The 26,152-nt window shown below is 42.9% G+C and carries 24 protein-coding genes; 11 read left to right on the top strand and 13 right to left on the bottom strand.

What is annotated here, in order from left to right; all coding sequences use genetic code 11:
* Positions 1–61 precede the first annotated feature (61 nt).
* Entirely contained in the window at positions 62–802 is a 741-nt protein-coding gene (locus NZ848_RS18015) for a zinc ribbon domain-containing protein (protein WP_101725655.1), read from the top strand.
* 72 nt (positions 803–874) lie between these two features.
* Positions 875–2,386, top strand: coding sequence for a tetratricopeptide repeat protein (locus NZ848_RS18020; RefSeq protein WP_259016698.1), 1,512 nt, complete (start codon positions 875–877; stop codon positions 2,384–2,386).
* Here the strand turns inward: NZ848_RS18020 and NZ848_RS18025 are convergent.
* Positions 2,367–2,516: a hypothetical protein gene (locus tag NZ848_RS18025; RefSeq protein WP_259016700.1), complete on the bottom strand. Its 150-nt coding sequence runs from the start codon at positions 2,514–2,516 to the stop codon at positions 2,367–2,369. The two genes, NZ848_RS18020 and NZ848_RS18025, sit on opposite strands and share 20 nt — an antisense overlap.
* Before the next feature lie 161 nt (positions 2,517–2,677).
* Positions 2,678–4,453 carry a DNA polymerase III subunit gamma/tau gene (locus NZ848_RS18030; RefSeq protein WP_259016702.1) on the bottom strand — a complete coding sequence of 592 codons (1,776 nt, stop codon included), beginning with the start codon at positions 4,451–4,453 and terminating at the stop codon, positions 2,678–2,680.
* A 117-nt stretch (positions 4,454–4,570) separates the two neighbouring features.
* Here NZ848_RS18030 and NZ848_RS18035 point away from each other — a divergent pair, with 117 nt between their 5' ends.
* A complete protein-coding gene (locus tag NZ848_RS18035; protein WP_259016703.1) occupies positions 4,571–4,945 on the top strand; it encodes a VOC family protein in 375 nt (124 codons plus the stop codon).
* Between the two features lie 470 nt (positions 4,946–5,415).
* Here the strand turns inward: NZ848_RS18035 and NZ848_RS18040 are convergent, their stop codons facing one another.
* On the bottom strand, positions 5,416–6,894 hold the full coding sequence (locus tag NZ848_RS18040; protein WP_101725659.1) for a DUF1501 domain-containing protein: 1,479 nt from the start codon (positions 6,892–6,894) through the stop codon (positions 5,416–5,418).
* 142 nt (positions 6,895–7,036) lie between these two features.
* On the opposite strand from NZ848_RS18040, the gene tgt reads away from it, so the two are divergent.
* Positions 7,037–8,167, top strand: a complete 1,131-nt coding sequence (gene tgt, locus NZ848_RS18045) for a tRNA guanosine(34) transglycosylase Tgt (protein ID WP_259016706.1) — start codon at positions 7,037–7,039, stop codon at positions 8,165–8,167.
* Between the two features lie 127 nt (positions 8,168–8,294).
* Positions 8,295–10,181 carry a mucoidy inhibitor MuiA family protein gene (locus NZ848_RS18050; protein WP_259016707.1) on the top strand — a complete coding sequence of 629 codons (1,887 nt, stop codon included), beginning with the start codon at positions 8,295–8,297 and terminating at the stop codon, positions 10,179–10,181.
* A gap of 73 nt (positions 10,182–10,254) precedes the next feature.
* Here NZ848_RS18050 and NZ848_RS18055 read toward each other — a convergent pair whose 3' ends face one another.
* Together NZ848_RS18055 and NZ848_RS18060 are read right to left on the bottom strand one after the other, a co-directional pair.
* On the bottom strand, positions 10,255–10,656 hold the full coding sequence (locus NZ848_RS18055; RefSeq protein ID WP_101725662.1) for an ExbD/TolR family protein: 402 nt from the start codon (positions 10,654–10,656) through the stop codon (positions 10,255–10,257).
* A 27-nt stretch (positions 10,657–10,683) separates the two neighbouring features.
* A complete protein-coding gene (locus tag NZ848_RS18060) occupies positions 10,684–11,361 on the bottom strand; it encodes a MotA/TolQ/ExbB proton channel family protein (RefSeq protein ID WP_101725663.1) in 678 nt (225 codons plus the stop codon).
* Positions 11,362–11,620: 259 nt separating this feature from the next.
* Here NZ848_RS18060 and NZ848_RS18065 point away from each other — a divergent pair, with 259 nt between their 5' ends.
* On the top strand, positions 11,621–11,989 hold the full coding sequence (locus tag NZ848_RS18065) for a hypothetical protein (protein ID WP_259016708.1): 369 nt from the start codon (positions 11,621–11,623) through the stop codon (positions 11,987–11,989).
* A 152-nt stretch (positions 11,990–12,141) separates the two neighbouring features.
* On the opposite strand, the gene NZ848_RS18070 is transcribed toward NZ848_RS18065, so the two are convergent.
* The 5 genes from NZ848_RS18070 to NZ848_RS18090 all read right to left on the bottom strand — a co-directional run bounded on the left by NZ848_RS18070 (position 12,142) and on the right by NZ848_RS18090 (position 18,495).
* Positions 12,142–12,630 (bottom strand): nuclear transport factor 2 family protein, encoded by a 489-nt coding sequence (locus NZ848_RS18070; RefSeq protein WP_259016709.1) that lies wholly within the window; start codon positions 12,628–12,630, stop codon positions 12,142–12,144.
* A 216-nt stretch (positions 12,631–12,846) separates the two neighbouring features.
* Positions 12,847–13,326, bottom strand: a complete 480-nt coding sequence (locus NZ848_RS18075; RefSeq protein ID WP_259016710.1) for a hypothetical protein — start codon at positions 13,324–13,326, stop codon at positions 12,847–12,849.
* A 159-nt stretch (positions 13,327–13,485) separates the two neighbouring features.
* A complete protein-coding gene (locus NZ848_RS18080) occupies positions 13,486–15,027 on the bottom strand; it encodes a reverse transcriptase domain-containing protein (protein WP_259016711.1) in 1,542 nt (513 codons plus the stop codon).
* 228 nt (positions 15,028–15,255) lie between these two features.
* Positions 15,256–16,740 carry a helix-turn-helix domain-containing protein gene (locus NZ848_RS18085; protein WP_259016712.1) on the bottom strand — a complete coding sequence of 495 codons (1,485 nt, stop codon included), beginning with the start codon at positions 16,738–16,740 and terminating at the stop codon, positions 15,256–15,258.
* 480 nt (positions 16,741–17,220) lie between these two features.
* Positions 17,221–18,495: an aminotransferase class I/II-fold pyridoxal phosphate-dependent enzyme gene (locus NZ848_RS18090; protein WP_259016713.1), complete on the bottom strand. Its 1,275-nt coding sequence runs from the start codon at positions 18,493–18,495 to the stop codon at positions 17,221–17,223.
* Between the two features lie 362 nt (positions 18,496–18,857).
* On the opposite strand from NZ848_RS18090, the gene NZ848_RS18095 reads away from it, so the two are divergent.
* Both NZ848_RS18095 and ytxJ read left to right on the top strand, forming a co-directional pair.
* Positions 18,858–19,667, top strand: coding sequence for a hypothetical protein (locus tag NZ848_RS18095; protein WP_253526611.1), 810 nt, complete (start codon positions 18,858–18,860; stop codon positions 19,665–19,667).
* 81 nt (positions 19,668–19,748) lie between these two features.
* Positions 19,749–20,087, top strand: a complete 339-nt coding sequence (ytxJ, locus tag NZ848_RS18100) for a bacillithiol system redox-active protein YtxJ (protein WP_101725670.1) — start codon at positions 19,749–19,751, stop codon at positions 20,085–20,087.
* Between the two features lie 47 nt (positions 20,088–20,134).
* Here the strand turns inward: ytxJ and NZ848_RS18105 are convergent, their stop codons facing one another.
* Positions 20,135–20,563, bottom strand: coding sequence for an OsmC family protein (locus NZ848_RS18105; protein WP_259016714.1), 429 nt, complete (start codon positions 20,561–20,563; stop codon positions 20,135–20,137).
* A 193-nt stretch (positions 20,564–20,756) separates the two neighbouring features.
* Between NZ848_RS18105 and NZ848_RS18110 the strand changes: the two genes are divergently transcribed.
* The 3 genes from NZ848_RS18110 to NZ848_RS18120 all read left to right on the top strand — a co-directional run bounded on the left by NZ848_RS18110 (position 20,757) and on the right by NZ848_RS18120 (position 23,935).
* Positions 20,757–21,566: a hypothetical protein gene (locus NZ848_RS18110; RefSeq protein WP_259016715.1), complete on the top strand. Its 810-nt coding sequence runs from the start codon at positions 20,757–20,759 to the stop codon at positions 21,564–21,566.
* Between the two features lie 88 nt (positions 21,567–21,654).
* Positions 21,655–22,530: a lipoyl synthase gene (gene lipA, locus NZ848_RS18115; protein WP_253526615.1), complete on the top strand. Its 876-nt coding sequence runs from the start codon at positions 21,655–21,657 to the stop codon at positions 22,528–22,530.
* Between the two features lie 220 nt (positions 22,531–22,750).
* Complete coding sequence (locus NZ848_RS18120) at positions 22,751–23,935, top strand: lycopene cyclase family protein (protein WP_259016716.1); 1,185 nt, start codon at positions 22,751–22,753, stop codon at positions 23,933–23,935.
* On the opposite strand, the gene NZ848_RS18125 is transcribed toward NZ848_RS18120, so the two are convergent.
* Both NZ848_RS18125 and NZ848_RS18130 read right to left on the bottom strand, forming a co-directional pair.
* Positions 23,913–25,130: an NADH-quinone oxidoreductase subunit D gene (locus NZ848_RS18125; RefSeq protein WP_253535591.1), complete on the bottom strand. Its 1,218-nt coding sequence runs from the start codon at positions 25,128–25,130 to the stop codon at positions 23,913–23,915. The two genes, NZ848_RS18120 and NZ848_RS18125, sit on opposite strands and share 23 nt — an antisense overlap.
* Before the next feature lie 137 nt (positions 25,131–25,267).
* Positions 25,268–26,149 carry a phosphodiester glycosidase family protein gene (locus NZ848_RS18130; protein ID WP_259016718.1) on the bottom strand — a complete coding sequence of 294 codons (882 nt, stop codon included), beginning with the start codon at positions 26,147–26,149 and terminating at the stop codon, positions 25,268–25,270.
* Positions 26,150–26,152 lie beyond the last annotated feature (3 nt).

Below are 26,152 nucleotides of genomic sequence, written 5' to 3' on the forward strand. Positions count from 1 at the left end.
TCTCCGCAGCAAACAACAACGCTTTAAATTCAAGACGGTCCGCCGTAGCGGTTCATATATTATGGAATTAACAGTTGCACAAAAATTAGATGCTCTTCTAAATCTTCAATCTATTGATTCAGAGCTGGACGAAATAAAAAAGCTACGTGGTGATTTACCAGACGAAGTACGCGATCTGGAAGATGAGGTGATTGGTTTTGAAACACGTATTTCTAAGTTTAAAAAAGAAGTAGATGCTTTAGAAGCCGAAATCAACGGGTATCGTCTGAATAAAAAAGATGCCGAAAAGCTGATTCAGAAGTATAAAGACCAACAAATGAATGTTCGCAATAACCGCGAATATGATGCCATATCTAAAGAATTAGAGTTACAGGAACTTGAAATTCAGCTGGCCGACAAACGCATCAAAGAAGCTGACTTCAAAATCAGAAATAAAAGCCTTGAGATTGCTGATGTAGAAGCAGCCATGAATGGCCGTAAAAAAGACCTTGAGGTAAAACGCAAAGAGTTGGATGTTTTGGTTGCCGAAAGCCAGGAAGAAGAAAAAGCGCTGGTTGGCCAACGCGACAAAGCCGCACTTGACGTAGAAGAACGTTTAGTGAACGCCTATAACCGTATCCGTTCTAATGCTCTCAATGGCTTAGCCGTTGTAATGGTGCGTCGTGGTGCATGTGGTGGTTGTTTCAACATTGTGCCTCCGCAACGCCAGGCAGATATCAAAGACAAAAAGAAGATTATCGTTTGCGAACACTGCGGCCGTATTCTGGCTGACGTTGACGCCATCGAAATCAGCAGAAAATAATATCATTTTCATTAAGAGAAAGCCAAATTTTCATTTTCTGGAAGATTTGGCTTTTTTGTTTTCAGAATAGCCATGCTCATCAGACACCAACACTTTGCAACTATCAACAGGTTCTTTTCAGGCCTGTTGTGGCTTTTGGTGTTTGCTATCCCTGCCTACGCCACCACGGCCGACTTCACCCCCAATCTTCAAAAAGCTTACGCCGAAATTTTTAAACTGCGTATGCAAAGCGGAAGAAATCTGCTTGCCACCGAAAGCCCGGCCAACCCGTTCAGGGTTTATGTAGAAAACTACGCCGATATGGTAGAATTGCTTAATTCGGAGGATGCGGCTGCTTTTGAAAAACTAACCGGCAAAGAAGAACAAAGACTTGCGCTGATTGAGCAAACCGACAGGCGGTCGCCCTATAACCGATTTCTGAGGGCAGAACTCAAAATTCATTGGGCATTGCTTAAAATCAGGTTCGGGCATGAAATAAAAGCGGCCTGGAATATCATTCAGGCCAATAAGCTGCTGGAAGAAAACAGAAAACTGTTTCCGGAGTTTCTGCCGAATCTGAAGTCTATTGGCTGTTTGCACGTGTTAGTGGGTTCAATACCTGAAAACCAGCAATGGGTTACCAATTTTCTGGGTTTGAAAGGCAACATTCAACAAGGTATAAAAGAACTGGAGGCCGCATCTAAAGACAAAATATGGGGCGGCGAGGCTGATTTTTGCCGCTTCTTTATCCAGGCGTACATACTACCTTACACCGACCAGGCCAATGAAGAATTATTACAGGCAGTTAACCACCATAAAGACAACCTTAACCTTTGTTATCTGGCCACAGCCATATCTTTAAAAACAGGTCAAACCGACCAGGCCGCTGAAATCCTGAGGCTGAATCCGTACAATGCTTCTTATTTATACTTCCCGATTGCCGAGCTATACAAGGCCGAAATAAACCTATTTAAAGGAAATTATGCACAGGCCAGCGCAGCGTATATGGCCTATATACGTAATTTTAAAGGGAAAACTTTTCTAAAAGACACCTATTATAAATTATTTTTAAGCAACTGGCTGGCTGGCGATGAAAAAAAGAGCCTGGCTTATCTGAGGCGTATTCCGGATGTTGGTAATACGGTGGCAGAGTCTGACAAGGCCGCACAGAAATTCTACGAAAGCTATAACAAAACGCAAACTTTTCCGGATAAACGGCTGATGAGAATCAGACTGGCTTTTGATGCCGGATATTATGACGAAGCGCTGCACGAAGCCGCCAATCTTTCTGAAACCAGCTTTGGTTCGGCTAAAGACAAGGCCGACTTCAACTATAGAATAGCTCGAATTTTTCATAAAACTGCCCAACCCGATAAGGCGCTGGCTTATTATGAGAGGGCCATAAAACTAACCGACCAGAACAAAGATTCGCAATGGCATTTCGGGGCGAGTGCTGCCTTGCAGGCAGGCTATATTTTTCAGGAGAGAAATCAGCCACAAAAGGCGAAAGTATATTTCGAAAAAGCGCTGGCTTACAAACGCCACGAATACAAAACATCAATAGACAATAAAGCCCGCGCTGCACTTACGGCTTTGGGGTTTTAGAAGGGGTGGGATGCAAAGCAATAATTTGGGGAATATCTACTGATTGCAAGAATTTCCTTGCTCCTTCACTCTTGGCTTCTACTACTTCTTCCACAGTCTTATAGGTTTTAATTTTCCTTTTTGATTTCATATTTTTTGCAGTTTAGTAGAGACGCAATGCTTGCGTCTCCAGGGGACTATCTATTCATTAAAATCATCAATTAGAATTAACCTAGCAAACCCCATTAGAGAAAATGCTAATTCGTCGATAAGCCGCAAGCATTGCAGCTCTACCAAAATTATAATCTCACATCAAAAAACCAGCTCCATGCCTAGTTTATCCTTTAATTCCCAAAGAGCCGGGTTTTTATTGGCCAGAAATTCAAATTTTTCCTGAGCCGTATAGGGGCGCCTTTCAATCTGAGATTCCACAATCTCGGCATAAATTTGAATCGTATAATTTTGTAGTTGTTTTCTTAAGTATTCAGCCAAATCCTGCTTTATACCTGTCAGCAGATCCATCTGCACCTGGTTATCGAGCCTTAGCTTTAACATGGTTCCCTGTAAGTCAAAATCACGTTTCAGCATAACTTCAAGCGTTGATTTATTCTGCGAATCTGCAAATCTGTGTAATTCCTGCCGTAATTGTTCTACCGTAAACTCCTTGTTCTGTCTTACAGGGTTTATCGCGGGTTCATTCGCCTGGTTGCCCTTGTCAGCAGAAGATGGCAAAGAAATATCAATATTGGTTGATTTCAACGAAGATGGCACAAATGCCGGTCTGGCCGATGCTGCCTGTGCCGGTTGTCTTACAACGGGCTTGGCTTCGGGTACAGCAGGTGCCGTATAAACCGGCTGAGGTGCAGTTTTAGCAGGTTCAGCCGCTACGGGTGGGGCAGCAGGCACCGCGGGCTGTGTTGCTGTGGATTCGCTTACGCTAGGCTTTTTTTTTTCGTCTGCCGTGCCGGTGGGCAGGTCACTCAGGTTCAACACCTGTTGTATCTGTGAGAGCTTCATTAGCCCTATCTCAACATGCAGGCGTTGATTTTTGGCCGATTTATAGTTAATATCCAGATGACTACCCACACTCAGGCTCGACATAATGTAGCCCATCGGTAATTTTTCGGCCTGTTCCTGATATCTTCTCTGAGTAGACTCTGCTACCTGCAACAGTTTCACCGTCTGGGCATCTTTACTTACCATCAGGTTTCTGAAATGCTCATTAAGACCTACCACAAACTGGTGGCCGTCAAAGCCCTTTTCGAGCACCTCATTATAAAGCAGTAAAGCTGCCGATATATTGCCACTGAACAGGCTATCTGTCATTCTGAAATAATAGTCATAGTCCAGAATATGCAGGTTGTCAAGCACAGCCCTGTAGGTAAGCTCATTGCCTGCGGCAAAGGTTACGTTCAGGTCAAACATAGACAGGGCATCGCGCAAACCACCGTCGGCCTTTTGGGCAATTAACTCAAGCGCCTGGTAATCGGCATTGATACCCTCTTTACTGGCCACATTGGCCAGGTGGTCGGCCATGTCTTTTATCTGAATCCGGTTGAAGTCAAAAATCTGACAGCGGCTCAGGATAGTAGGCAGAATCTTATGCTTCTCGGTTGTTGCCAGAATAAAAATGGCATAGGCTGGGGGTTCTTCCAGCGTTTTCAGGAAAGCATTGAAAGCCGCCTGCGACAGCATGTGCACCTCATCTATGATATATACTTTGTATTTACCTGATTGCGGAGGAAAACGCACCTGGTCGGTCAGGTTTCTGATGTCTTCCACCGAGTTGTTAGAAGCCGCATCCAATTCATGGATATTGAAAGATGCGTTGTTGTTGAAACTGCGGCATGATTCGCATTCGTTACAAGGCGAAATGTCTTCCCGCAGATTCTGACAGTTGATAGTTTTAGCTAAAATACGCGCACAGGTAGTTTTGCCCACACCACGCGGCCCACAAAACAGAAAAGCCTGCGCCAGATGATTGGTTCTGATGGCATTCTGAAGAGTAGTGGTGATATGAGACTGCCCCACTACGGCATCAAACGTAATCGGGCGGTACTTACGAGCTGAAACTACGAACTTTTCCATGCCGCAAGTTACTAAAAAAACAAATGAACAGCTAAACTGCCGGGGCGATTCGGATGATTTATTTAGTTTTGCAAAGCCAATTGAGTTAAAAAAAGTTATATATAACCAACAACACCTATGCTTAACAAGCTGACCATCAGTACCTTTAGCCATGTTGCGTTACAGGTAACAGACGTAGAACGCAGCGCCCACTTTTATGCAAATGCCCTTGACCTGCACGAAATACCCACCCCTGCCTTTGACTACCCCGTGCGATGGTTCAGCCTGGGTGATAACCGCGAACTGCACCTCATAGGGCGTGAAGAAACAGGTACATCAACCGGGATAAGGGGCAATCATTTCGCATTGGAGGTTACCGACATACAGCAAGCCGAAAAGCACCTGCAAACAATGGGTGTAGACTATATGCCCATTAAACTACGCCCTGACGGCGCCAGGCAGCTATTCTTAACCGACCCCGACGGCCATTATATTGAATTGTGTGAGTTTTGAGATACCAAACAATACGCAAAAAAAACCGGCAGCACTTATTGGTCAGATAAGTTTAACTGCCGGTTTTTAACTTTGGTTTAAATGGTGCCTGTTAAAAGCGTTTTTGGGTTACGATTGTCAGGCAATATATTGGCCGGGACATACTCATTCACTCAATTATAAAAGCCGTGCTATCAACTGACTGTAGTTGATACTAGAAAAAATATCTTTGATTAGGTAATGATATATAGTATAGCATTTTCAGAAATTCGTAAGGGATGGCCACAGCAAAAGCTTGTTTTACTTCTTAACAAACTAAATATTTGACTGTACGAAGCAACAAAAAACGGCCTTAACTTAAAAGTAAAACTTATTTAGCGGTTTTAATTAACTATTTAGTACAAAAGATTCTTAATACTGTACAAAAAAAGACTACCGACCATTTTGTATCGGTAGCCAGCAGCCATAAAACCTGATAAAATAATGCTGTATTAACTCAATATGGGCTTTATTACCTTACCTGCCACGTCGGTTAGCCTGAACGGCCGCCCCTGAAAAGTATAGGTAAGTTTTTCGTGGTCAAAGCCCAGTAAATGCAGTATAGTAGCCTGTAAATCATGCACATGGGTGCGGTCTTTTACCCCATAATAACCAAGCGGGTCGGTTTCGCCTAAAGACATACCCTTTTTCAAACCTCCGCCTGCCATAAAAACAGTAAAGGCATCCAGGTGGTGGTCGCGGCCTTTAAACGGCAGGGTTTGTCCGTCGCGGTTTTCCTGCATAGGGGTTCTGCCAAATTCTCCGCCCCATACAATCAGGGTTTCGTCTAGCAGGCCACGCATTTTCAGGTCTTTTATTAACCCCGTTACGGCTCTGTCGGTTATCTGGCATAATTCCTTGAAACCTCCGTCTAATGACAACCGCTGGTCGGTGCCGTGCGCATCCCATCCCCAATGGAAAAGCTGCACAAAACGCACACCGTTTTCAACCAGCCTGCGGGCCAGCAGGCAGTTATTGGCAAAAGAGGCTTCGCCTACCTCTGCCCCATACATATTGCGTATCCATTCGGGTTCTTTGCTGATATCCATCACCTCCGGTACCGACATCTGCATTCTGAAAGCCATTTCGTATTGCGATATCCGGGTCAATATCTCGGGGTCCTGTACTTCTTCATATTGCTGGCGGTTAATTTCATTGATGGCCTCAATGGTTTGCTTGCGTATGTCGCGGCTCATGCCGTGCGGGTCAGATACATACAACACCGGGTCGGCGCCTGTGCGGCACTGTACACCCTGGTATATAGAGGGCAAAAATCCATTGCCCCACACACTTTTTCCGGCATCGGGGCTACGCCCGCCAGATGCCAGCACTATAAAACCGGGCAGATTCTGATTCTCGGTACCCAGGCCATACATGGCCCACGAACCCAGGCTCGGCCTGCCCAAACGTGGGCTACCCGTGTGCATCAGTAATTGAGCCGGCGCATGGTTAAACTGGTCGGTGTACATGGCCTTCAGGAAAGTCAGCTCGTCGGCCACGTCTGGCAGATACGGCATAAAGTCTGAAATATAAGCCCCCGACTGCCCATGCTGGCTAAAATTTCCGATAGAACCCAGCATTTTAGGTACACCCCTGATGAAAGCAAATTTTTTGCCTTCCAGAAACTCCTGCGGACAATCCTTGCCGTCGTACTTCATCAGTTCAGGTTTGTAGTCGAACAGTTCCAGTTGAGACGGCGCTCCGGCCATGTGAATATAAATAACCTGTTTGGCTTTGGGTGCAAAATGCGGGGTTTTAGGTAGAGTGGGGTCTGTTATTATGCCATTGCCTGACGAACTGCCAGAAAAACAGCCGCTCATCATTGAGCCTAAAGCAGCAGCCCCTAAACCAGTTGTGCAGGTTTTAAAAAAATGCCTGCGGGTTTGGTAAAGGTTTTCGGCATGCAGAAACTCCTTAAATAATTTTTCCATGAGGATTTGAATAGAATCTCTACAAATATAACTCGCAATTGGCAATTCTATTTCAAAAACCTGTTAATTTCTATCTGAATCCCAATAACACGATAAAGGCATTTGATAAGCGATTAATGTGAATCTTTCGTATTTTTGCAGCATGAAATATGAATTACAAAAGACAGACAGCGGCTCAAAAGCCAGAGCCGGAAAAATAACAACCGACCACGGCGAGATTCTGACACCGATTTTTATGCCGGTGGGTACAGCCGGAACCGTGAAAGCGGTGCATCAGAGAGAGCTTGAAAACGATATAAAAGCGCAGATAATACTGGGCAACACCTACCATTTATACCTGCGGCCGGGCTTGGATATTCTGCAACGTGCCGGAGGCCTGCATAAATTTAACGGCTGGAACCACCCGATATTAACTGACTCGGGCGGGTATCAGGTGTTTTCATTAAAAGATATACGGAAAATAACCGAAGAGGGCGTAAAGTTTCAGTCGCATATTGATGGCTCTAAACACTTGTTTACGCCTGAAAGCGTAATGGATATTCAGCGGGTAATAGGCGCCGACATCATCATGGCTTTTGATGAATGCGCACCCTACCCTTGCGACTATGATTATGCCAAAAAATCGATGGAAATGACGCATCGTTGGCTGAAACGCTGCTGCGACAGGTTTGATGCCACCGAAGGCCTGTATGGCTACTCGCAAACGCTTTTCCCGATTGTGCAGGGCAGTGTGTATAAAGATTTACGTATCCAGTCGGCTGAATTTATTGCTAACCAGAACCGCGAGGGCAATGCCATAGGCGGGCTGGCCGTAGGCGAACCGGCAGAGAAAATGTATGAAACCATTGACTACGTAAATGACATTCTGCCCAAAGATAAACCACGCTACCTGATGGGCGTGGGTACGCCTGAAAACATACTCGAAAGCATTGCGCTGGGCATTGATATGTTCGACTGCGTAATGCCCACCCGCAATGCCCGTAATGGTATGCTGTTTACCACGCAGGGTATTATCAACATCAAAAACGAAAAGTGGAAAGACGACTACAGCCCCATCGACGAAAACCTCGGCGGACATGTAAGCACTTTCTACAGCAAGGCATATCTACGCCACCTGGTGAAATGTGACGAAATTCTGGCCGCGCAAATAGCCAGCGTACATAATCTTACTTTTTACCTCTGGCTGGTTGGCCAGGCCCGCGAACACATTCTGGCCGGAGATTTTACGGAGTGGAAAAACGCGATGGTAAAACAGGTAATGCAACGATTATGATACCAGCACATTGTATAAAATACGACAGGGCTTTGCCCTGTTTTTTTTTGCCCCGTTCTTAAAAAAAACTTTTCATTTTTTATGGAATCCTACGCCGCTTTGCATCCATCATAAAAAAACAAATATTATGAAGAAAATCATCCTGCTTTGCCTATTAAGCCAATGGCTATGGGCACAACCCAACACTATCCACTCAAAAGTTGAAAACGTGACGGTTTTTCTCAACGGCGCTCAGGTAAGCCGTTCTGCAAAAGTGTCGTTGCCTGTGGGCAGAACCGAGCTGCTGTTCAAAGGTATATCGCCGCAAATCAACGCCAATAGCATTCAGGTGAAGAGCGAGGGCAGGTTTACTATCCTGTCGGTATCGCATAAAATAGGTAATATGCTTGACAAACCCCTGCAGGAAGAAATCAATGCAATTGATGCCCAGAAAAAACAGATTGCATTGAAGATGACGGTTGAAAAAAACAACCTGCTGGTTTACCAGCGCGAAGAAGAAATACTGCTCAAAAATCAGGTGGTGGGTGGCACCCAGGCAGGTATGAAAACCGCCGACTTAAAAGAAAGTATCGACTTCCAGCGACAACGGATGGTGGAGGTGCTGACCAAAAAACTGGAATTTCAGAACAAAATAGAGAAACTGGAAGAAGAAACGAAAAAACTTAACCAGCAACTTACAGAAATCAATGCCAGAAAAGACGCGCTAATTTCAGAAATTTCGGTTACCGTCAGCGCAAAAGAACCTGTAACCAACGCCCCTGTTTCAATAAATTATTTCGTAAAAAATGCTGGCTGGGCGCCTACTTATGATTTCAGAATTGAGAAGCTCAACCAACCCCTGCGCATGGCATATAAGGCCAATGTGTACCAGTTTTCAGGCGAAGACTGGAAAGACATAAAGCTGAGCCTTTCAACGGCTAATCCGTTCAAAAGTGGGCAGGCACCCATACTACAAAAATGGACAGTAGGCCAAAGAAATGATTACAGCGACTATTATAATCAGGTGGAGGAGGCTGATAATCAGGGCATCAATGCTAATCAGGCAGAGGTGTTCGGTAAAGTAACCGGAAAAAGCGACAAACAACCTTTGCCCGGTGTGCAAATTAGCCTGAAAGGTACCAGCCTTAGTACATCAACTGATGCAAACGGTTATTACAGGTTAACAATTCCGCCCCAGCTTTATGGCAAATCGGTAACATTAATTTTCGATTATATTGGCTACTATAGGCTTGAAAGACCTGTAACTTCTAACAGATTAGATGTAGTGATGGATGAGTCTGTTCAGGCTTTAAACGAGGCTGTTGTGACAGGCTATGCTCCAGCAGGCCGGGCCGCCGGGGTGGAAATTGCCGGCAATAATGACTACAAAAAAAGAACCGTTCCGCTGGATATTACTGAACGAGATGCCCCTACCAGCCAATCTTTTGATATTCTGGTGCCATACAGTGTTCCATCAGACGGCAAGGTAATTACTGTGGAAATTAAGGAAGAGAGTATTCCGGCGGTTTTTCAGCATTTTAGCATCCCGAAAATAGACACTGATGTGTTTCTGAACGCACAGATTATTAACTGGGAGAAATACAAGCTGTTACCCGGCGAGGCCAGTCTGTTTATTGAAAACACGTATGTGGGGAAATCGAACCTGAACTTATTCAATAAAGATACCCTGAGCCTTTCGTTCGGGCGAGATAAAAATGTAATCATAAGCCGAACACAAATAAAAAGCTATCAGAAAAAACAGTTTATTGGCAGTAATAAAACTGAGCAGTTTGCTTTTGAAATCGTAGCGCGCAACACCAAAAACGAAACCATCAATCTGGTGATTGAAGACCAGTTTCCTGTCTCAAATACCCGCGATGTAAGCATTGACGACAAAGAAGCACCCGAAGCGGAAGTTAATACAGAAACCGGAAAAATTAAATGGACACTCACCATGGCACCTGCCAAAGAATACAAGGTGGGCTTGAAATACACCATAAAATCGCCGAAATCAGGAATGGTTTTGGCAGAGTAAAGGTGCAACCCCACCCCATTAAACGCCACCAGGCCACCCGATGGGTGGCCTGGTGCATCTATAATAATTCTATTTACTTATTCAGTTCGGTAGCCAGAACCATGCGTATTTTCAGCTTGGCACCCAGCGACATGGCATCTACCAGGTCTTGCACGGTAAGTGAGCTTTCGGCTCTTAAAACCACCGTTGGTTCTTCCATATTGGCGGTGGCAGCTATCAGGCGTTCTTCCAGTTGCGGAAAAGGCACCGGTGTGCTGTTAATATAATACACCTTATCTTTGGTAATAGAAAGCGAAACCGGTTGCTTGCTGACATCGTGCGAGGATTTCGACGATTTAGGCAAAAGCAGTTTAATTACGTTAGGATTCCCCAGCGTAGATATAATGAGGAAGAACAACAGCAGGAAGAACATAATATCGTTCAGCGATGCGGTTGAAACTTCGGCTTCAAATCTTCTTTGGCGTTTTAATTTCATGTTGGTAAACTGATGGTTGCTGAAAAATTATCTCACAGGCTCGTTCAATGTGTCGAGCAGATCCATTACAGTTGCCTGCAGGTGGATACTGAATTTATCAATCATCATGTTGATACCATGATACCCGGCGTAGGCTATCACCCCTACCACCAGCCCGGTGAAAGACGAAATCATTTTTTCGTACAATCCATTGGCAATAATCTCGATGGTGAAGTTTCCGGTAGCGGCAATGTCATAAAATATACGGATGATACCCGAAATGGTACCAATAAAACCCAGAATAGGCGCAACCCCGGCAATAAGGCCCAGAAAGCCCATATTTTTTTCCATTTTAGATATTTCCAGGTTCCCCTGTATCTCCATTGCGCTCTCAATGTCTTTCACAGGGCGGCCTATACGTGTAATACCCTTTTCTAATATACGTGAAATAGGCAGATTAGTACTTTTGCAAAGGGTGGTAGCGGTGCGTAGGTCGCCGCGTAATACGTTATCTTTTAAGGTGCGTAGAAAGCCAAAATCTATATTAGAGGCAGCTCTGATAAACAGGTAACGCTCAATAATGAAGAATATGGCCAGAAAAAGCAAAAACAATAGCGGGTAAACAACAACTCCCCCTTTCAATAAGAGGCTTAAATAATTAATTGATTCGGCACTTGCAGCAGTTGAGGTTGAGTCTGGAACTTGAAGCAAAACTGTTTGTAGCATGGGGAAAAGATTATAGGTTTTCGTTATAAACTTTAAGAAAGCTGGATTTAGTATGCAAGTTAAGGCTTTTTTTAAACTTGCGCCGAAGATTCTTCCGATATTGGCATTAACAGTCTGTAAATATCTGGTTTATAACCCAATACCAAACAATAATTTTACAATTATTTATCGAACGGTTGGGTAAAAAAAATTAAATTTGTTAATTACCCTAATCGTGCGGGATGCCCCCGTAAACCAATAAACAAACCAAACCTACACTATGCATTTCAGCAAGCTGGTACCAAATATTTTTTATGTTGATATTAAAGACGGCCTCGTTACGTTTGTCGACTGCCTGCAGTTCAGCATTGTGCATGATGAACTGAAAACCGCAAGGCCTTTTTGTGTGCTTGCCAAAGGAGATATAACGATTAATCTTTTTCAGGATGCCGCTTTGGCCCGTGAACACAACCCGGAGTTCAGACTGGTAACCGATAACATAGAAGAAGTGTATGCCCGGGTTTCGGCCTCGCATCCGCACTTGTTGCACCCTAACCTGAGCCGGATAACCCTGCGCCCCTGGGGAGCCAGAGAATTTGCAATTACCGACAAACAATTGGGCATTGTTGTGCAGCAGTGGGGGCAATAAACAGTATTTCAATCAGATGCTTGGCTGATTGTTTTATCCGTCAGTGTGGCAGTTGTTTTTTGAGCATCATTTGGTTGTTTGCGTTCAGAGAACGCAATACACAGCGACTGAATTGAAATTCAGCCGAACAGGAGGAAGCACGCTTATAATCTTTACTTAGCAGGCGCATATTTCTCGGCGCTATCCCAGTGTTCGGCTATTTTGCCGTTTTCAATTCTGAACATATCAAACCAGGTTGTGGTATATTTTTTGGTTTTGTCGGTTGGGTCAGGCAATTCTCTTACAAAACTGATAACCACCAAATCGCCCTCAGCCACGATTGACACCACCTGCGCCTTAATGGCATCGGCTATGGGTTCCGGCTTTTTGAATTTCGAGAAAAATTCTACCACCGCCTTTCTGCCCGTAGCGGCGTTGGGGTTATGCTGCATATAATCTTCAGCAAAATATTTTTCAGCTACTTCCATGTGCCCACCTTCCAGAAACTCCCGCCACATATCATACACCAGTTTTTTGTTGGCGGCCAGCTTTTTATCATTGCTTTTCAGCAACTCGCTTTGCGGTGCTAATGATTTTACAGGTAGTTGGGCTAGTAGTTGGTTTGAGATTAGTAATAGGGCTAGTATTGATAGTTTTTTCATTTTTTTTGATTTGGAATTGGGGGGTAAGATAGGGATTATTTGGTGGATGGAGATTATATAGAGTTGATTTATATAAAGCAATTGCCAAATTACTTAATCAATAATTGCATTGGCTAACTTTAAATGATGTTATTATGAATGATCATAAGAGCAGTTATTTTAATGGCTAAGTACATTCCGCCAAAAGAGTGTTTGGTTAATAGGATGTTAACTATTTTAACGAGCCACAGGCGGTATAAAATTCCAATTATTGATTTTTTCATGGGTATAGATATACGCTGGAACTTCAGCAATACTTTTATAACTAAGGAATTGAGACATTAGTCTATGGTTGCCATCGGTGGCTGTTAGTGAGGATTCTTCCAAATTTTGACCAAAAAGAATAACTTCAAGATTAGCATATGTTCGTAAATCAATTCTATTATCGAGAAAGGACTTAACACGTACTAACTCTTGGGCATCAACAGTCAAATCAGCTAGTTTAAAAGAATTGTTCTTTGTTAAATTATTAAAACCCGCTTCCCACAAAAGATAAATTCTATTAATATCATCTTCCTCAAGTAATACTCTATAACATTTAACTTCATTTATTGGACAAAAATCCGGCAAGTTGTGATTATTTAAAGTTATACTTGAATTACAAGATACCTCGTGTTCCTGTATTATTGATAAACTAACCTTTGTAATTTCTTTCATTATAATATTATATTAACTATTTGTCAATCACCGTTTCGATGCAGATAATACTGTCATATAACTAAACTCTATTTAAAGCACTAGAATTTGTATTTATCTACAACTCTGAACTAAATCTTAATCATTTTATGATGATAATTGTATTTGAATATACATCAATTATTCAGCCTTTTTATCACTAATTACTTTTGCGCATATAGATTTCTCAACCAGCTCTCCCTTTGACGCAATTAATCCTAACCAATGCAAACATTCGTCTTTTGACAAAACAATTGCAGAGTCAATAACAGCTCTTTTATCCCAAGGGCCTAGAGTATCGATACCATCTTTTATATCCTTTACCCACGTTTTGTCATGCGACCTTTTTGCTATTAATGCTCGTTCTCTGATTCGGTTAACTTTATTATAATCAATCTTAATATTAGTATTATTGAAAGAATCATCTTGGAATAAAGTGAAAATCCAAATATTTATAAAAGAATCACTCAAATAGGGTTTTTCTAATAACAATGAAAATTCTTCCTCAAATCTTTTCGCTGTTTTCTCATTAAGTACTTTTAAAAAGAAACTAACAATCTCTCGTAAGACAGGAATTAAAGTATCAAAATGTTTAAAAATCAAAGGTATAATTATTCTTATTTTATAATTGCCTGCCTGTCTTAGAATATGTCGCATTAATCCCAAATCAATTTTCTCGAAAGAAATAGACTCCAAAAATAATTCCTTATATATCTCCGCCCGCAATTTGAACTTTTCATTGTTATCAAGCTCCTCAAATGCTGGCTGCTTTTCTGGTAATGGGTATATATCAGATTGGATTTCTCGTAATTTGCTGTGTAGTCTTTGTTTTTCTAAAACATCTTCTATTTTCAAATGCTTTTCAAGAAATTCGACAGTCGTAATAATTCTTGTCTTTTCTGATGAAAGAACTAATCTATGATTTGAGTGCAAGTAAAGTGTTAAGTTACTGAGAAATCTCTGAGCAGCAATTTTATCAGAGAAGAAGATGTATATATCATCTGCATATCGCACAAAGCTCTCATTGTGTCTAATGATTTTATTATCTATATCTGACAGGATTGCTTCTGATATTATGATACTTGGCGCAGGCCCAACTGGAATACCTTTTGATATATTATTGTTGAGTCCTAATAAAAACTTTTCAAAATCTTTACAATTTATAGACCCTGCTTCTTCCAAAATATTGCTAACCCTATGAAGATAAATTTGATTATAGAAGTCGACAAGATCTGTCATTAAAACATATCCTTCCTTTTTTTCCCCAGCCAATTCCTCCGCTTTATTCAAAAAAAGTCCATATCCATTTCTATTAGTGTCAAAAAAAGAACCCTTTGTATCTGGATTGATTCTATAAGAAAATGCAATGTGTCTTTCTACAGGTATTCTAGCAGCTTCAATATTTAAAGCGTGTTCATACGCTAATGCCGTATAAATCAAACTGTCTATTGGGTCAAGTTGATGAACAACTCTACAAGATCCGTCCGACTTTGGTGCAGCAGAAATAAAAGGCATTTTAGGTGCATATGTGTCAATATCTATTTCCAAAAGAACAGGCAGGATATTGTTCCAATCATGCTTAATAGCTTTAAATTCGAAAAGCAATGGATAAAAATCACTGTCATAAAAACTCGTTAAATGGATTAATGCCCATTCAAAAGATTCTCTTTTCAATTTTGCCATTTAATTTAAAATGATTTTAAGATTCATAAACATTAAGAATTTTGCATTTTTTCTTTAATTCTACAAAATAATTTAAAATTAAATGTGAAATAAAACCCAAAATTAGCTATGTATAATCCAATACAATTATCTATTCTCTGATAAGATATTATTTTTTTTTAACGGTACCCCCAAAACAAAAAAAACAGCCCCATAACAAGGCTGTTTGTAATAAAATGGTATCTATCCTCACCCCTCCATGGCCCTCAGGGCAGCTTTCATGTTCTGTATCTGGCGTTTCTTTTGTAGTATCACGGGGGCGGCTACGCGCTCTTTGCAGTCGAAAAGGCTGCAGCGTTCGCAGGTCTGGTTTACGTCGCGGGTTACGATGTTCGGGTCGTCCAAAAATTTCATTTTGGCACGCAGGTTGTCGTTTATCTCAAAACCCACCGACACGCTGATGTTGGTATGCTTAATGATGTTCAGCGGGCGCGCCATGGCCATCACCAGATATTTACTGCCGGAGTCAACATAGTTAGATATCTGCACCCCTACCAGTGGCTCTTTCACTTCGCCTTTTTGTTGCAGGTCTGACACGTCGTCGAGAATATTCAATGACACCCACCGGCGGCAGTAATGCTCTTCCTGCGACTCGTGCGGTGTATGCCTGCGCGCCAGGTGCATTTCTTTGGTAAGATGATACTCCTTTTTGCCCGTAGGGGCCTCAAACCGCAGAAAGAAAATCTCGTCAATGCCAAAGTATCGGGGCAGCACATTGCTGATGCGGTGGTAGAGTGTCTCTGGCGTAGCCTGAAACTGCTCGGCCATTTCTACCAGTGCGGCGTTGCTCCAGGTTGGCTGGTTAAACAGCTGCTCCAGTTTTTCTATCAGTTTCTCACGGCGTATCAGTATGGCTCCGGCAAAATAAGAGGCCTTGAAGTTATTCAGAATCTCTTCAAACGACTTCACCTCTACCCAAGACGACGTATAGGGGCGGTCTTTGAGCTTCATATAAATAAAGCCCAGCTCGCGGCCCAGGGTAAAGGCGCGTTGGTCAGACGTGATACGTTTATTGATGAGCAGGGTATTGGTTTTGGGCAAAAATACCGAGCGGATGTTAATGATATGGGGGTAGTCGTCTTCGTCGAAGTACTTAATGGCAATGCCGTATTTATCAGTTAGCAGATTAGAGAGGTAAAACTCATCAATCTGGGTGTCGGCGCTGATGCGGTTTTCGGCCAGAAACCTGTCGACCACCTCTTCCAGTTCGGGGAAGTAGTTGTCGTGCATTTCCTGATACGAGCGCATAACGGCAAAATAAAACTGCTCTACCGTCATGTTATAATTGCGGCCTATTTCAATAATAGTGCTGATAAAGGCGCTCAGCTTGGTTGGCGCCCCTGAGAGCAGTTCAAGCAGGTCGGCCGGCGAAATACCAAAAATTTCAAAGGGCAGCTCGGTCAGAAAATTAGAGTGGAGCAGCTCAGAGATGGGCTCAAGTTTTTTGTTGAGTTTGAGCGACACCAGGCTGTCGTAATCAACGCCCATGGCATCGGCCAAAGCCACTATTTTATCAGACTTCGGATATTTCTTTCCTTTTTCTATTTCATTGATATAGGACATCGACAGGCCTGACTTCTGGGCGAGGTCAGTAAGCGACATACCTTTGTCAATTCGCAGTTGTTTTAGCTTTAGTCCGAAAACCAGTCGGATATTATCAGTATTAAGGCTCATTTATTAATGTAAGCACCTGGCCACCAGGCATAAGTACTTATAGTTTGTCTTAAGTGATTGTTTCTGATGCTAAAGATAAGAAAAAAGAAATCACGCGCCTATATAATTGGATAAATTAAAGATGATTTTATTAATTTACTAAGAAGAATTGAGTGATTGAGTGATTGAGTGAGTTAGTTAATGAGTGAGTTAGTGAGTAATGAATAAACGATTAAAAATATTTGTGCAAATTTGGGTACTTGGTGTACATTGTGGCAATTTGGTTTTAAGTCTTGGTAATTGCCACCATGTACTCTAGGATTACACTATGTTACACAATTTATTCACTCAATCACTCATTCACTCAATCACTCATTCACTAATTCGCTCAATCACTCATTCACTAAATCACTCAATCACTCATTCACTCATTCACTAATTCACCATTAAAAAAGCCCCTGCCATTAATTAAATGACAGAGGCCGATTTTAATAAGACGCATTACACCAGATGATTCTGGTTATCTCTCATTTTAAAGCCCTTCAATACTTGCTCTTTATTAAAAGAACCTTCTTTTTCGAGTACCTCAATGTACTCGGCCAGCAGGTCAAGCAGGTTTGTAACGTCTTCCACTGTCTGGTAAAGGCTCAGTGAAATACGGAAACCTGAGTGTTTTACAGGCACCGCCGGAACAGTTGATGGGCTAAGAAGGAATTCTTTGCTCATTAAAAACTGCGAGAACCGTATCAGTAATTCTACACTACCCAGGCCTAAAAAGAACTGTGGTGTGTGCGAATAATTAACAATTGGCAGGTTCAGGGCCTGTGCCTTTTGTTTAAATACAGTAATGAGTTCGTTAAGGCGCATTTGTCGTTCGTATATCTCGTCAGACAAATGAATATCTGCAATGCACGATGCCGCCGTTATACCGGCATGCAAAGTAGGTGCCGAGAAACGCAATGCACCGCCACAATTATAAACGGTTTGTTTGGTTAGCTGATTCGGGAATATCAGTGCCGAGCTGAAGGCGCCAAAGCCTTTGTTGAGCGACGTAATGACATACATTTTCTCATGCCGTGGTATGTTATGCAGGGCATAGCCTTTGCCGTTCTGACCAATCCAGCTCATGCCGTGGGCATCATCAATGTACACCTTAAATTTATCATACGCGTTCAGAAGTGTTTCCACGTCTTTCAATGGTGCCAGGTCGCCGTGCATAGAGTAAACGCTGTCGGCCAGGTACCAGACATTATCAAACTTTTCGCTCAGCATTTTAATTCTTCTTTCAAGCATATCCATCTGGCTGTGCTTGATCACTTCTACATGGTAGCCGTCGGCTTTTAAAGTGTTGGCAGCCAACTGAACACTCTCATGTACGAACTGGTCGAGAATTACGGCATCATTTTTGCCTATGATTACAGGCAGGTAGGCGAAGTGCCCTAAAGTAGTGCAAGACGAAAGAAATGTAGGTAAGCCAAAAATCTTTTCCAGCTTTTCTTCCAGCTCCAGGTAGTGGTCAAAAGACATATACATTCTGGAAATAGAAGTTTGCATGCCGTACTTTCTGATGCCCTCAATGGCCGCTTCCTTTACCCGCTCATCGTTTTCAAAGGCAAGATAATTGTTAGACATGAAACTGGTGTAAGATTTTCCGTTCAGCGAAATAGAACGGCCGGGCTGATCGCCCTGCTGAGCTCTTACCTGGATAAGACCAAGGTCGCGTGCTGAACTGAATACATCATTAACATACGACATTTGTTTTGGCAATTCTTTCATAATTGATTTTGTTTTAGAATGGCTAATAGTTAAAAAAGAGGGTTAAACATAAATGATATAAATTATCAAAGAACGAAGCATTTTTGTGTAAATACTGACTTTACCGACAAATGGTAAGAATTTAAAGATAAACGGTAAGAAATCGGATATTATCAGTAATTTGCTATGCCCGAAATCTTCTGAAATATCAGCATTCAAGGGTTTTTTGGCAGCCTTACCCCCCTGAAAGCACCCGAATGCTCAAAAAATAAAAAATTAAAATTATTGAGATACCCGACCCGAATCAGGGAAATTTCAAGAACTTTTTAATAGCTTTGTTCTCAATTTAGTTAAGTCCAAACCGAACTTCGATTAATTAACTCATGCAGAGAGTTATTACTGTATTACTGGCGATACTGGTAATATTCAATATTTACGTCTTTCTGAATGATAGCCGTACCGCACTGCTGATAGGGGCAACAATGTTAATGCCACTGCTGGGAGTGTACTATGGATTTGCCAGAAAATGGGCGTTTGCCAGTATCGACAAACTCATGTACTTTGCCTGTTTTATAGGCGCCTTCAGCGACCTCTCCATTTACCTCAACTACCACGGCAATGGCGAACTAATCCAGATTTCACTCGCCTGCATTGTGCACTTGGTTTATATAATAATTTTTCAGAAAGAAGGCACCCGTGTTTACAACCTTCAATGGAAAAACAGTTTAAAGCTGGCTTTCCCTGCCAGTTTTGTTTTCTTTTTTTTCGGTTTCGTTCTACTGAAAGTAATACCAGACACCGTTTTTCTTGTAACGGTTTTATACGCTTTTGAATTGTTTGTTTTATTGGTATTGGGTTATTTCAGGCCTGTAAACAAAAAAAGTTACTGGGTTGGGGTAACTGGTGTTACCATTATTCTGGTGAAAGATATTCTCTACAGCGAGTTTTATTTTATTAATCAAGACAAGACCATTCATGCCCTGATGGATGTAACCAATGCGCTGGCCTATTATTCAATCACGCTGGCGGTGGCCCTTAACCAGAACGATAAAACCACAACACCCAATTATCCGGGTTTTATTTCAAAATTTATAAAATTCATTTCCCGGTCTCACATGGCACGTATGGTGTCGCTCAAATTCATTAATCTGCGGTATCAAATCAGCCTCCTTTATCGTAGTAACCGGCATTAAAGCCTGCTGTTTTCTCTGTTGCTGCCGAAACTTTTAAGTTTAGCTTTTGGTTTAAAGCATAAATAAACAAAGTAAACGCGCATGAACTGGCAGACCATCAATAACGAATTGCAGATTGAGGAAATCAGACAAAAATCTTTTCAGCATCCGGTATTAGTATTCAAACATAGCACTACGTGTTCAATAAGTGCGGCATCGCTTGGCAGAATGGAACGCGCCTGGGACACTACCAAAGCCCGGGGCATAGAACCTTATTATCTTGACCTGCTGCAGTTCAGGGGAATCTCTAACAAAATAGCGCAGGATTTTGCCGTTGAGCATCAGTCGCCACAGGTATTATTGATTAAAAACGGAGCGTGCGTTTATGATGCTTCTCATTTCGACATCCGGTTTGATGAGCTTGTAAACCAGGTATCTTAAATACATACAACCCGGGGGACACACGGCGTATCCCCCGGGAATATCATTTAAACGGTTTCGGCAACGTGCCAGTTAAAGTTAAATACCTGCGCAATATCAGGGTGCAGGCTCAGAGCCACAGGGCAGGTATGCGCCACACGGATATACTTGTGCTTTACTTCTTCGCTTAGTTCTTCAGGTGTTTGCATGTTAAAATTCACCTCAATTTTTACTATTCTGCGAGGCAACTCTGCCGACATAATTTTCGTCACTTCAATAGTTGAACCCGTGAAATCAATTTCATCGCGGCGGGCCGTTATGCCCATGATGGTCATGGCACAACTGCCTAATGAGGTTGCGGTGAGATCGGTAGGCGAAAAAGCTTCTCCTTTTCCATGATTATCAACCGGGGCGTCTGTTACTATTTGTGTGCCCGATTGAAGGTGTACGGCTTCCGTACGAAGCTCGCCAAGGTAAGTAATTTTTGAAGTCGGCATTTTTTAAAAAGAAATTTTTAGAATTTGTGGCATTTTCTTGAATAATGCTAACCAAATTTACGTTTAAAATAAGTATTTTGCAAAAAAACCGTTTCGGTAAACAATTTAAAATAATTTAATGTTGCTATCAGTAGAAAAAAATCTACATTTAGATATTGTCAATGGTAGTAACAGAATCATAAATTTTTCGCCCGTGAAAATAGGTGTACTAAGTTTGGCGCTTTTGCTTGTTTTTTCAGGCGGTTTTGCGCAAAGAAGGTCTTCTACCCCACCACCGCCTGTTGTAAATAAACCTGATTCTAAAAAAACAGAGCGTAAAAAAGAAGACTATAAAATGCTGGCTTATGGTTTAACTACCAACACCAACTCCGGCCTGCTGGGGGGCTTTGTTGTGCGGCACTCTAAATCTATAGGTACTTATAAATGGAACCCGGTTCATCAGTACATTGCCTTTGAGGCGGTCAATATCAAAAACAACAAAGAGCGGTCTGAACCCACCATCATTGCCAACCGTATTATTTATGGCAAAACCAACTATTTATTCTCGCTTCGCCCGCAATATGGCCGTGAGATAGTTTACTTCAGAAAAAACGGTGAAGACGGCATTGGCATAAGTGTAATTGCAGCCGTTGGCCCATCGTTGGGCTTACAAAAACCCTATTATATTAAATATGACCGAGACGGCAAAGGCGCTGTAGATGTGGTTCAGTTTGACCCCAACATTCATACAGACTTTAACCGTATTCAGGGGTCTGCGGGTATCTGGCAGGGCTTGTTTACCAGTATGAAAGTTATACCGGGTGCCCATGCCAAGCTGGCCGCCAATATAGATATCAATACTTTTGGCAACAACATGACAGGCTTTGAAGTTGGCCTTACGGCAGAGTATTTCAGTAAAACACCTGAAATTATGTCGAACCAATTAACCACCAATTCGCGTTTCTATACTGCAGGCTACCTGACCATTTATTTTGGCAGCAAAAAACAAAGTAAAACCAAGTAATCTGCATTAAAATGTTTTACAGAAGTATGAAAACTTATACTTTTGTACCTTGTAGGGCCGTTGCCTCAAACTATTAGCAGAAAAGATTATGACAGATACACCCGTTGTACTCACCGAACAACGAACACGCCGCCCCGATTGGTTGAGGGTAAAGTTACCTATAGGCGACAATTTTAAAAAAGTACGTAGTTTAGTTGATGAGCATAAGCTGCACACCATCTGCCAGTCGGGCAATTGCCCCAATATGGGCGAATGCTGGGGAGAAGGAACAGCCACTTTTATGATTCTGGGCAATGTTTGTACGCGTAGTTGTACGTTTTGTGCCGTAGCCACCGGCAGGCCCAACGAATACGATACCGACGAACCCCGCCGCGTTGCGGAAGCCATTAAGCTGATGCAGGTAAAGCATGCTGTGCTTACGTCGGTCAACCGTGATGAGTTAAAAGATAAAGGTGCCGAAATCTGGTATCAGACCGTAAGAGCAGTGAAAGAAACCTCACCGCAAACCACCATTGAGACGCTGATACCTGATACTAAAAGTAACTGGGAGGCATTGTATAGAATGATATCAGCCGGGCAGGAGGTTGTTTCACATAACATGGAAACCGTTGAACGCCTGTATCGTAATGTACGCCCGCAGGCCAAATATGCACGAAGCCTTGAACAAACACGCCGAACCAAAGAGTATGGCAAGCGCACCAAGTCTGGCATTATGCTGGGGCTGGGCGAAACCAGAGACGAAGTCTTTCAAGCAATGGACGACCTGGCAGAAAACGGGCTGGATATTCTGACTCTGGGCCAGTACCTGCAACCTACCAAGATGCACCATGAAGTAATTGAGTTTATACACCCGGATACCTTTGCCATGTATAAAGAAGAAGGCCTGAAACGGGGTATAAAATACGTTGAATCGGGGCCGCTGGTGCGTTCAAGTTACCATGCCGAGCGCCACGTACATGTGTAGTATTGATAAATAAGATATTTCAGAAAAGCCCCAATTCATATAAATCGGGGCTTTTCTGTAGGTTTACATACATATATATCATCAAAACAATCTCCCCTCCTTTTCAAGTAGGAGTACCCTAAACTAGGCAATGATAATCGCTTATTTTAGGGGGAGGTGGTTAATGACGCCTGTAAAGTTCTCATTAACTTTACTATCCTGTTTAGCAGGCATTCATCCCATGAAACACTACGACTACATTATCTGTGGTGGCGGCATGGCCGGGCTTTCGCTGGCTTACTATCTAAAAAACAGTAAGCTGGCCGATAAATCTGTGCTGATAATTGAGCCACAGGAGAAAAACACGAACGACCGCACCTGGGCATTCTGGGAACGAGGCATAAACACGTTTGAATCTGTTTTGATAAAAAAATGGGAGAATGTACAGCTGATTGATGCCTACGGCAACAAACAGATGTTAGATATGGGCGGCTATCAGTATAAGTTGCTGCGCGGAAAAGATTTTTATGATTTTGTAAAAGCCGACCTTCAAAGGCATCAACCAATTGAATGGCTGAAAGATAGCGTAAACAGCATAAAAGATAATGCAAATAGTGTAGTGGTAGAAACCACCGACGGACAGGCCTATGAAGCTGCTCTGGTATTTGACAGCACCTATCAACTTAACCTTACCCAGCCACTTAACCACAATCTGCTGCAGCATTTTAAAGGATACGTAGTTAAAACAGCCCAAGCTGCCTTCAACCCGGATGTGCCAGTACTGATGAATTTCAATATTGATCAGAAGCAAGATTGCCGGTTTATGTATTTGCTGCCATTAGATGCCCATACTGCTTTGGTTGAATACACCATTTTCAGTGAAACACTCCTACCATCTGACGATTATGATGCAGCCTTAAGAGATTATCTGAATAACGATTTGCAATTGCAGGATTATCAGATTCTGGAAGAAGAGTTTGGTGTGATACCCATGAGCGACGTACCCACTACCGAACGCCCAAGCCCACGTGTGGTAAGAATTGGCACCGCAGGCGGATATACCAACCCTGCCACCGGATACACCTTTGCCAATACGCAAAGAAAACTAAAGAAGCTGGTTGAAAACCTTGAGCAGACGGGTTCACCTAAAATAGAAGCAAGTATTTTCGACAACCGCTTCCGGTTCTATGCCTCGGTACTTCTGAATGTGCTGGAACAAAAACGGCATAGCGCTGCCGACATTTTTGCCATGCTTTACCGCAAAAACCCTCCGGCCCGCGTTTTTAGCTTTTTAGATGGCCACACCACTTTGGCAGAAGAGTTACAGATAATGAACTCAGTACCCCGGGGCAAGTTTCTGGCCGCGGTGGGTGCCGTAATTATTCGTAAAACCAAAGCCTGGCTTAACGGTCAACTTCACCCATAACAATATCAATAGAGCCGATAGCGGCTATCAGGTCGGCAATCATGCCCCCGCGCGAAATCTCGGGCAGTACAGAAAGGTTGTTAAACGAACAGGCGCGCGCCTTTACCCTCAAAGGAACATCAGACCGGCCATCAGTTCTAAAATAGAAACCCAGCTCGCCTTTGGTACTTTCGGCGCGGGCGTAAAAATCCATTTTCTGAGGGCGAATCTTCTTTGGCACCACAGCCTGAGGGTCAAACTCCGGCGTGCGGTTATATTCTTTGGTGAGTTTCTCCAGACATTGCTCAATGATTCTGATAGACTCGTGGCACTCCAACACCCGAACATAGTTTCTGTCCCAGCAGTCGCCCACTTTGCCAACCAGCCCTTTGCCAATGGGTACATCAAAATCAATTTCCGGATACACAGAGTAGCCATCCACCTTGCGTAAATCCCACCTCAGACCCGAGCCCCTCAGCACCGGCCCTGTGCAGCCGTAATTAATAGCCACAGGCAGCGGCAAAACTGCTACGTTAGCAGTACGGTTAATAAAAATGTGGTTGTCTATTACGAGTTGCTGCAACTCAACCAGCTTGGGTTTCAGGTATTTTATCAAAGACAGGCAACGGTCTTCAAAACCAACGGGCAGGTCATAAAACAAGCCTCCTACCCATATATAATTATATAACATACGTGCGCCGCAGGTCCATTCAAGCATACGCAAGATGTGTTCACGGTCACGGAACAACCACAAGAAAGGAGTATAAGCGCCTATATCGAGCGCATAAGTGCCAATAGCAATAAAGTGCGAGGCTATGCGGTTCAGCTCAGCCACCAGCACCCTGATGTACTCTACCCGTTTGGGAATGTCTTTATCTATGCCCAGCATTTTTTCAACACCCATTACATAGGCGTGTTCGCTGTTCATTGCGCCCAGGTAATCAAGGCGGTCTACAAATGGAATAGTCTGATTAAACGGTAAGCTCTGCGCGTGTTTTTCAAAACAACGGTGCAGATACCCCAGGTGAGGTATTACGTCAACCACAATCTCGCCATCAGTAACCACCTCCAGCCTTAGCACTCCGTGCGTTGACGGGTGCTGAGGCCCCAGATTCAGAATCATCTCTTCCGACTTCAGGTTTTCAGGCTTATACTTATTGGGCTCTGACTCCGTCAGGTTATCGGGGCGGTATTTATATTGTATATTGTTCAAAATGCAATTATAAAAATGTAAATTGTCAAACGTTGTAGGTTCAAAATTCTGAACTGCTACGGTAAATTCGGTAATTCCGGGTTCAAACATGAGCCACATGCCATGCGGCTCTACCTGATTCAGCGGTTTTTAATGCCGCCTCACTTCTTCAAAATTACGAAAATATTACTTACAGACCGTTCTCCGGCATGGTCAAATATTTTATTGTCAGACGGGTAATTAACAACACCGTTTTCAGGTTGCCCCTCAATATACATGGTAGTAGAACCTCCCCCGTCAAAATTGACAGCATCCTTGCATTTTAATGCTTTGGTAAGAGCCGTTAATTCGTGGAGCGTCATACCGTGCGACTCCTTGCTGCGGCCATCAACGGTTATTAAAAGTAACTTCTTATCGGTGGTTATACAGGCGCAGGTTCTGGGGTGGCGGTTGTCGTTAAAAGATGTTTTCTCCAGTTTTACGGCTTCGCCATCAGCTAATAATAAAGGGCCGGTTAGCAGCACATTTTCAGCAGGCAGGCTTTTCTCCCAACCCGGTGTAAGCCCACCTTTCAGAATTTTCACACGGTTACGATGAATAACAACCGCCGCAATCACATTTCTGGGCAAACGTGCCACATTGGCCACCCGGGTGGTGTCTATTACACGGCCATCAATTTTCAGGTAATCAACTGCGCCCCCGTTTTTCATATCAAAGAATCCGGCGTTTACTGCTGCCAATGCTCCGCTTTTTGCTGCCAGCTGGCTGGTAGGTAAAAGCAATCGTCTGGCGGTGGTATCCGTCTTTTTTTCATCTGCGGCCACAAAACCAAACCTGACCTTCTTATTTTTCTGTTTACTTTCCAGCACGTTTATCATCTGGCTGGTGCCCATCAGGTTTTTATCATTAAAATGGTAGTTTTTCCAGACAACGCCAAAGCCTAAATTCAGGGTTTTCCAGGGGGTTGCATTTAGGTTAAGAGAGTCTTTCTGTGCGTAGCAAATCTGTGTAAACAGTAAAAGGCCAAGGATTTTTTTATACATTTG

Origin of the sequence: Emticicia fluvialis (assembly GCF_024793945.1) — a bacterium.
Classification (GTDB): Bacteria; Bacteroidota; Bacteroidia; order Cytophagales; family Spirosomataceae; genus Emticicia; species Emticicia fluvialis.

Excerpts from the sequence above, each read along its gene's own strand:
- NZ848_RS18040 (WP_101725659.1), bottom strand. The coding sequence starts at position 6,894 with ATGGAAAAATTATTTAAGGAGTTTCTGCATGCCGAAAACCTTTACCAA.
- NZ848_RS18080 (WP_259016711.1), bottom strand. The coding sequence starts at position 15,027 with ATGGCAAAATTGAAAAGAGAATCTTTTGAATGGGCATTAATCCATTTA.
- NZ848_RS18060 (WP_101725663.1), bottom strand. The coding sequence starts at position 11,361 with ATGCTACAAACAGTTTTGCTTCAAGTTCCAGACTCAACCTCAACTGCT.
- NZ848_RS18030 (WP_259016702.1), bottom strand. The coding sequence starts at position 4,453 with ATGGAAAAGTTCGTAGTTTCAGCTCGTAAGTACCGCCCGATTACGTTT.
- NZ848_RS18050 (WP_259016707.1), top strand. The coding sequence starts at position 8,295 with ATGAAGAAAATCATCCTGCTTTGCCTATTAAGCCAATGGCTATGGGCA.
- NZ848_RS18055 (WP_101725662.1), bottom strand. The coding sequence starts at position 10,656 with ATGAAATTAAAACGCCAAAGAAGATTTGAAGCCGAAGTTTCAACCGCA.
- lipA (WP_253526615.1), top strand. The coding sequence starts at position 21,655 with ATGACAGATACACCCGTTGTACTCACCGAACAACGAACACGCCGCCCC.
- NZ848_RS18020 (WP_259016698.1), top strand. The coding sequence starts at position 875 with ATGCTCATCAGACACCAACACTTTGCAACTATCAACAGGTTCTTTTCA.
- NZ848_RS18015 (WP_101725655.1), top strand. The coding sequence starts at position 62 with ATGGAATTAACAGTTGCACAAAAATTAGATGCTCTTCTAAATCTTCAA.
- tgt (WP_259016706.1), top strand. The coding sequence starts at position 7,037 with ATGAAATATGAATTACAAAAGACAGACAGCGGCTCAAAAGCCAGAGCC.
- NZ848_RS18105 (WP_259016714.1), bottom strand. The coding sequence starts at position 20,563 with ATGCCGACTTCAAAAATTACTTACCTTGGCGAGCTTCGTACGGAAGCC.
- NZ848_RS18090 (WP_259016713.1), bottom strand. The coding sequence starts at position 18,495 with ATGAAAGAATTGCCAAAACAAATGTCGTATGTTAATGATGTATTCAGT.
- NZ848_RS18085 (WP_259016712.1), bottom strand. The coding sequence starts at position 16,740 with ATGAGCCTTAATACTGATAATATCCGACTGGTTTTCGGACTAAAGCTA.
- NZ848_RS18065 (WP_259016708.1), top strand. The coding sequence starts at position 11,621 with ATGCATTTCAGCAAGCTGGTACCAAATATTTTTTATGTTGATATTAAA.
- NZ848_RS18075 (WP_259016710.1), bottom strand. The coding sequence starts at position 13,326 with ATGAAAGAAATTACAAAGGTTAGTTTATCAATAATACAGGAACACGAG.
- NZ848_RS18095 (WP_253526611.1), top strand. The coding sequence starts at position 18,858 with ATGCAGAGAGTTATTACTGTATTACTGGCGATACTGGTAATATTCAAT.
- NZ848_RS18070 (WP_259016709.1), bottom strand. The coding sequence starts at position 12,630 with ATGAAAAAACTATCAATACTAGCCCTATTACTAATCTCAAACCAACTA.
- NZ848_RS18035 (WP_259016703.1), top strand. The coding sequence starts at position 4,571 with ATGCTTAACAAGCTGACCATCAGTACCTTTAGCCATGTTGCGTTACAG.
- ytxJ (WP_101725670.1), top strand. The coding sequence starts at position 19,749 with ATGAACTGGCAGACCATCAATAACGAATTGCAGATTGAGGAAATCAGA.
- NZ848_RS18025 (WP_259016700.1), bottom strand. The coding sequence starts at position 2,516 with ATGAAATCAAAAAGGAAAATTAAAACCTATAAGACTGTGGAAGAAGTA.
- NZ848_RS18130 (WP_259016718.1), bottom strand. The coding sequence starts at position 26,149 with ATGTATAAAAAAATCCTTGGCCTTTTACTGTTTACACAGATTTGCTAC.
- NZ848_RS18120 (WP_259016716.1), top strand. The coding sequence starts at position 22,751 with ATGAAACACTACGACTACATTATCTGTGGTGGCGGCATGGCCGGGCTT.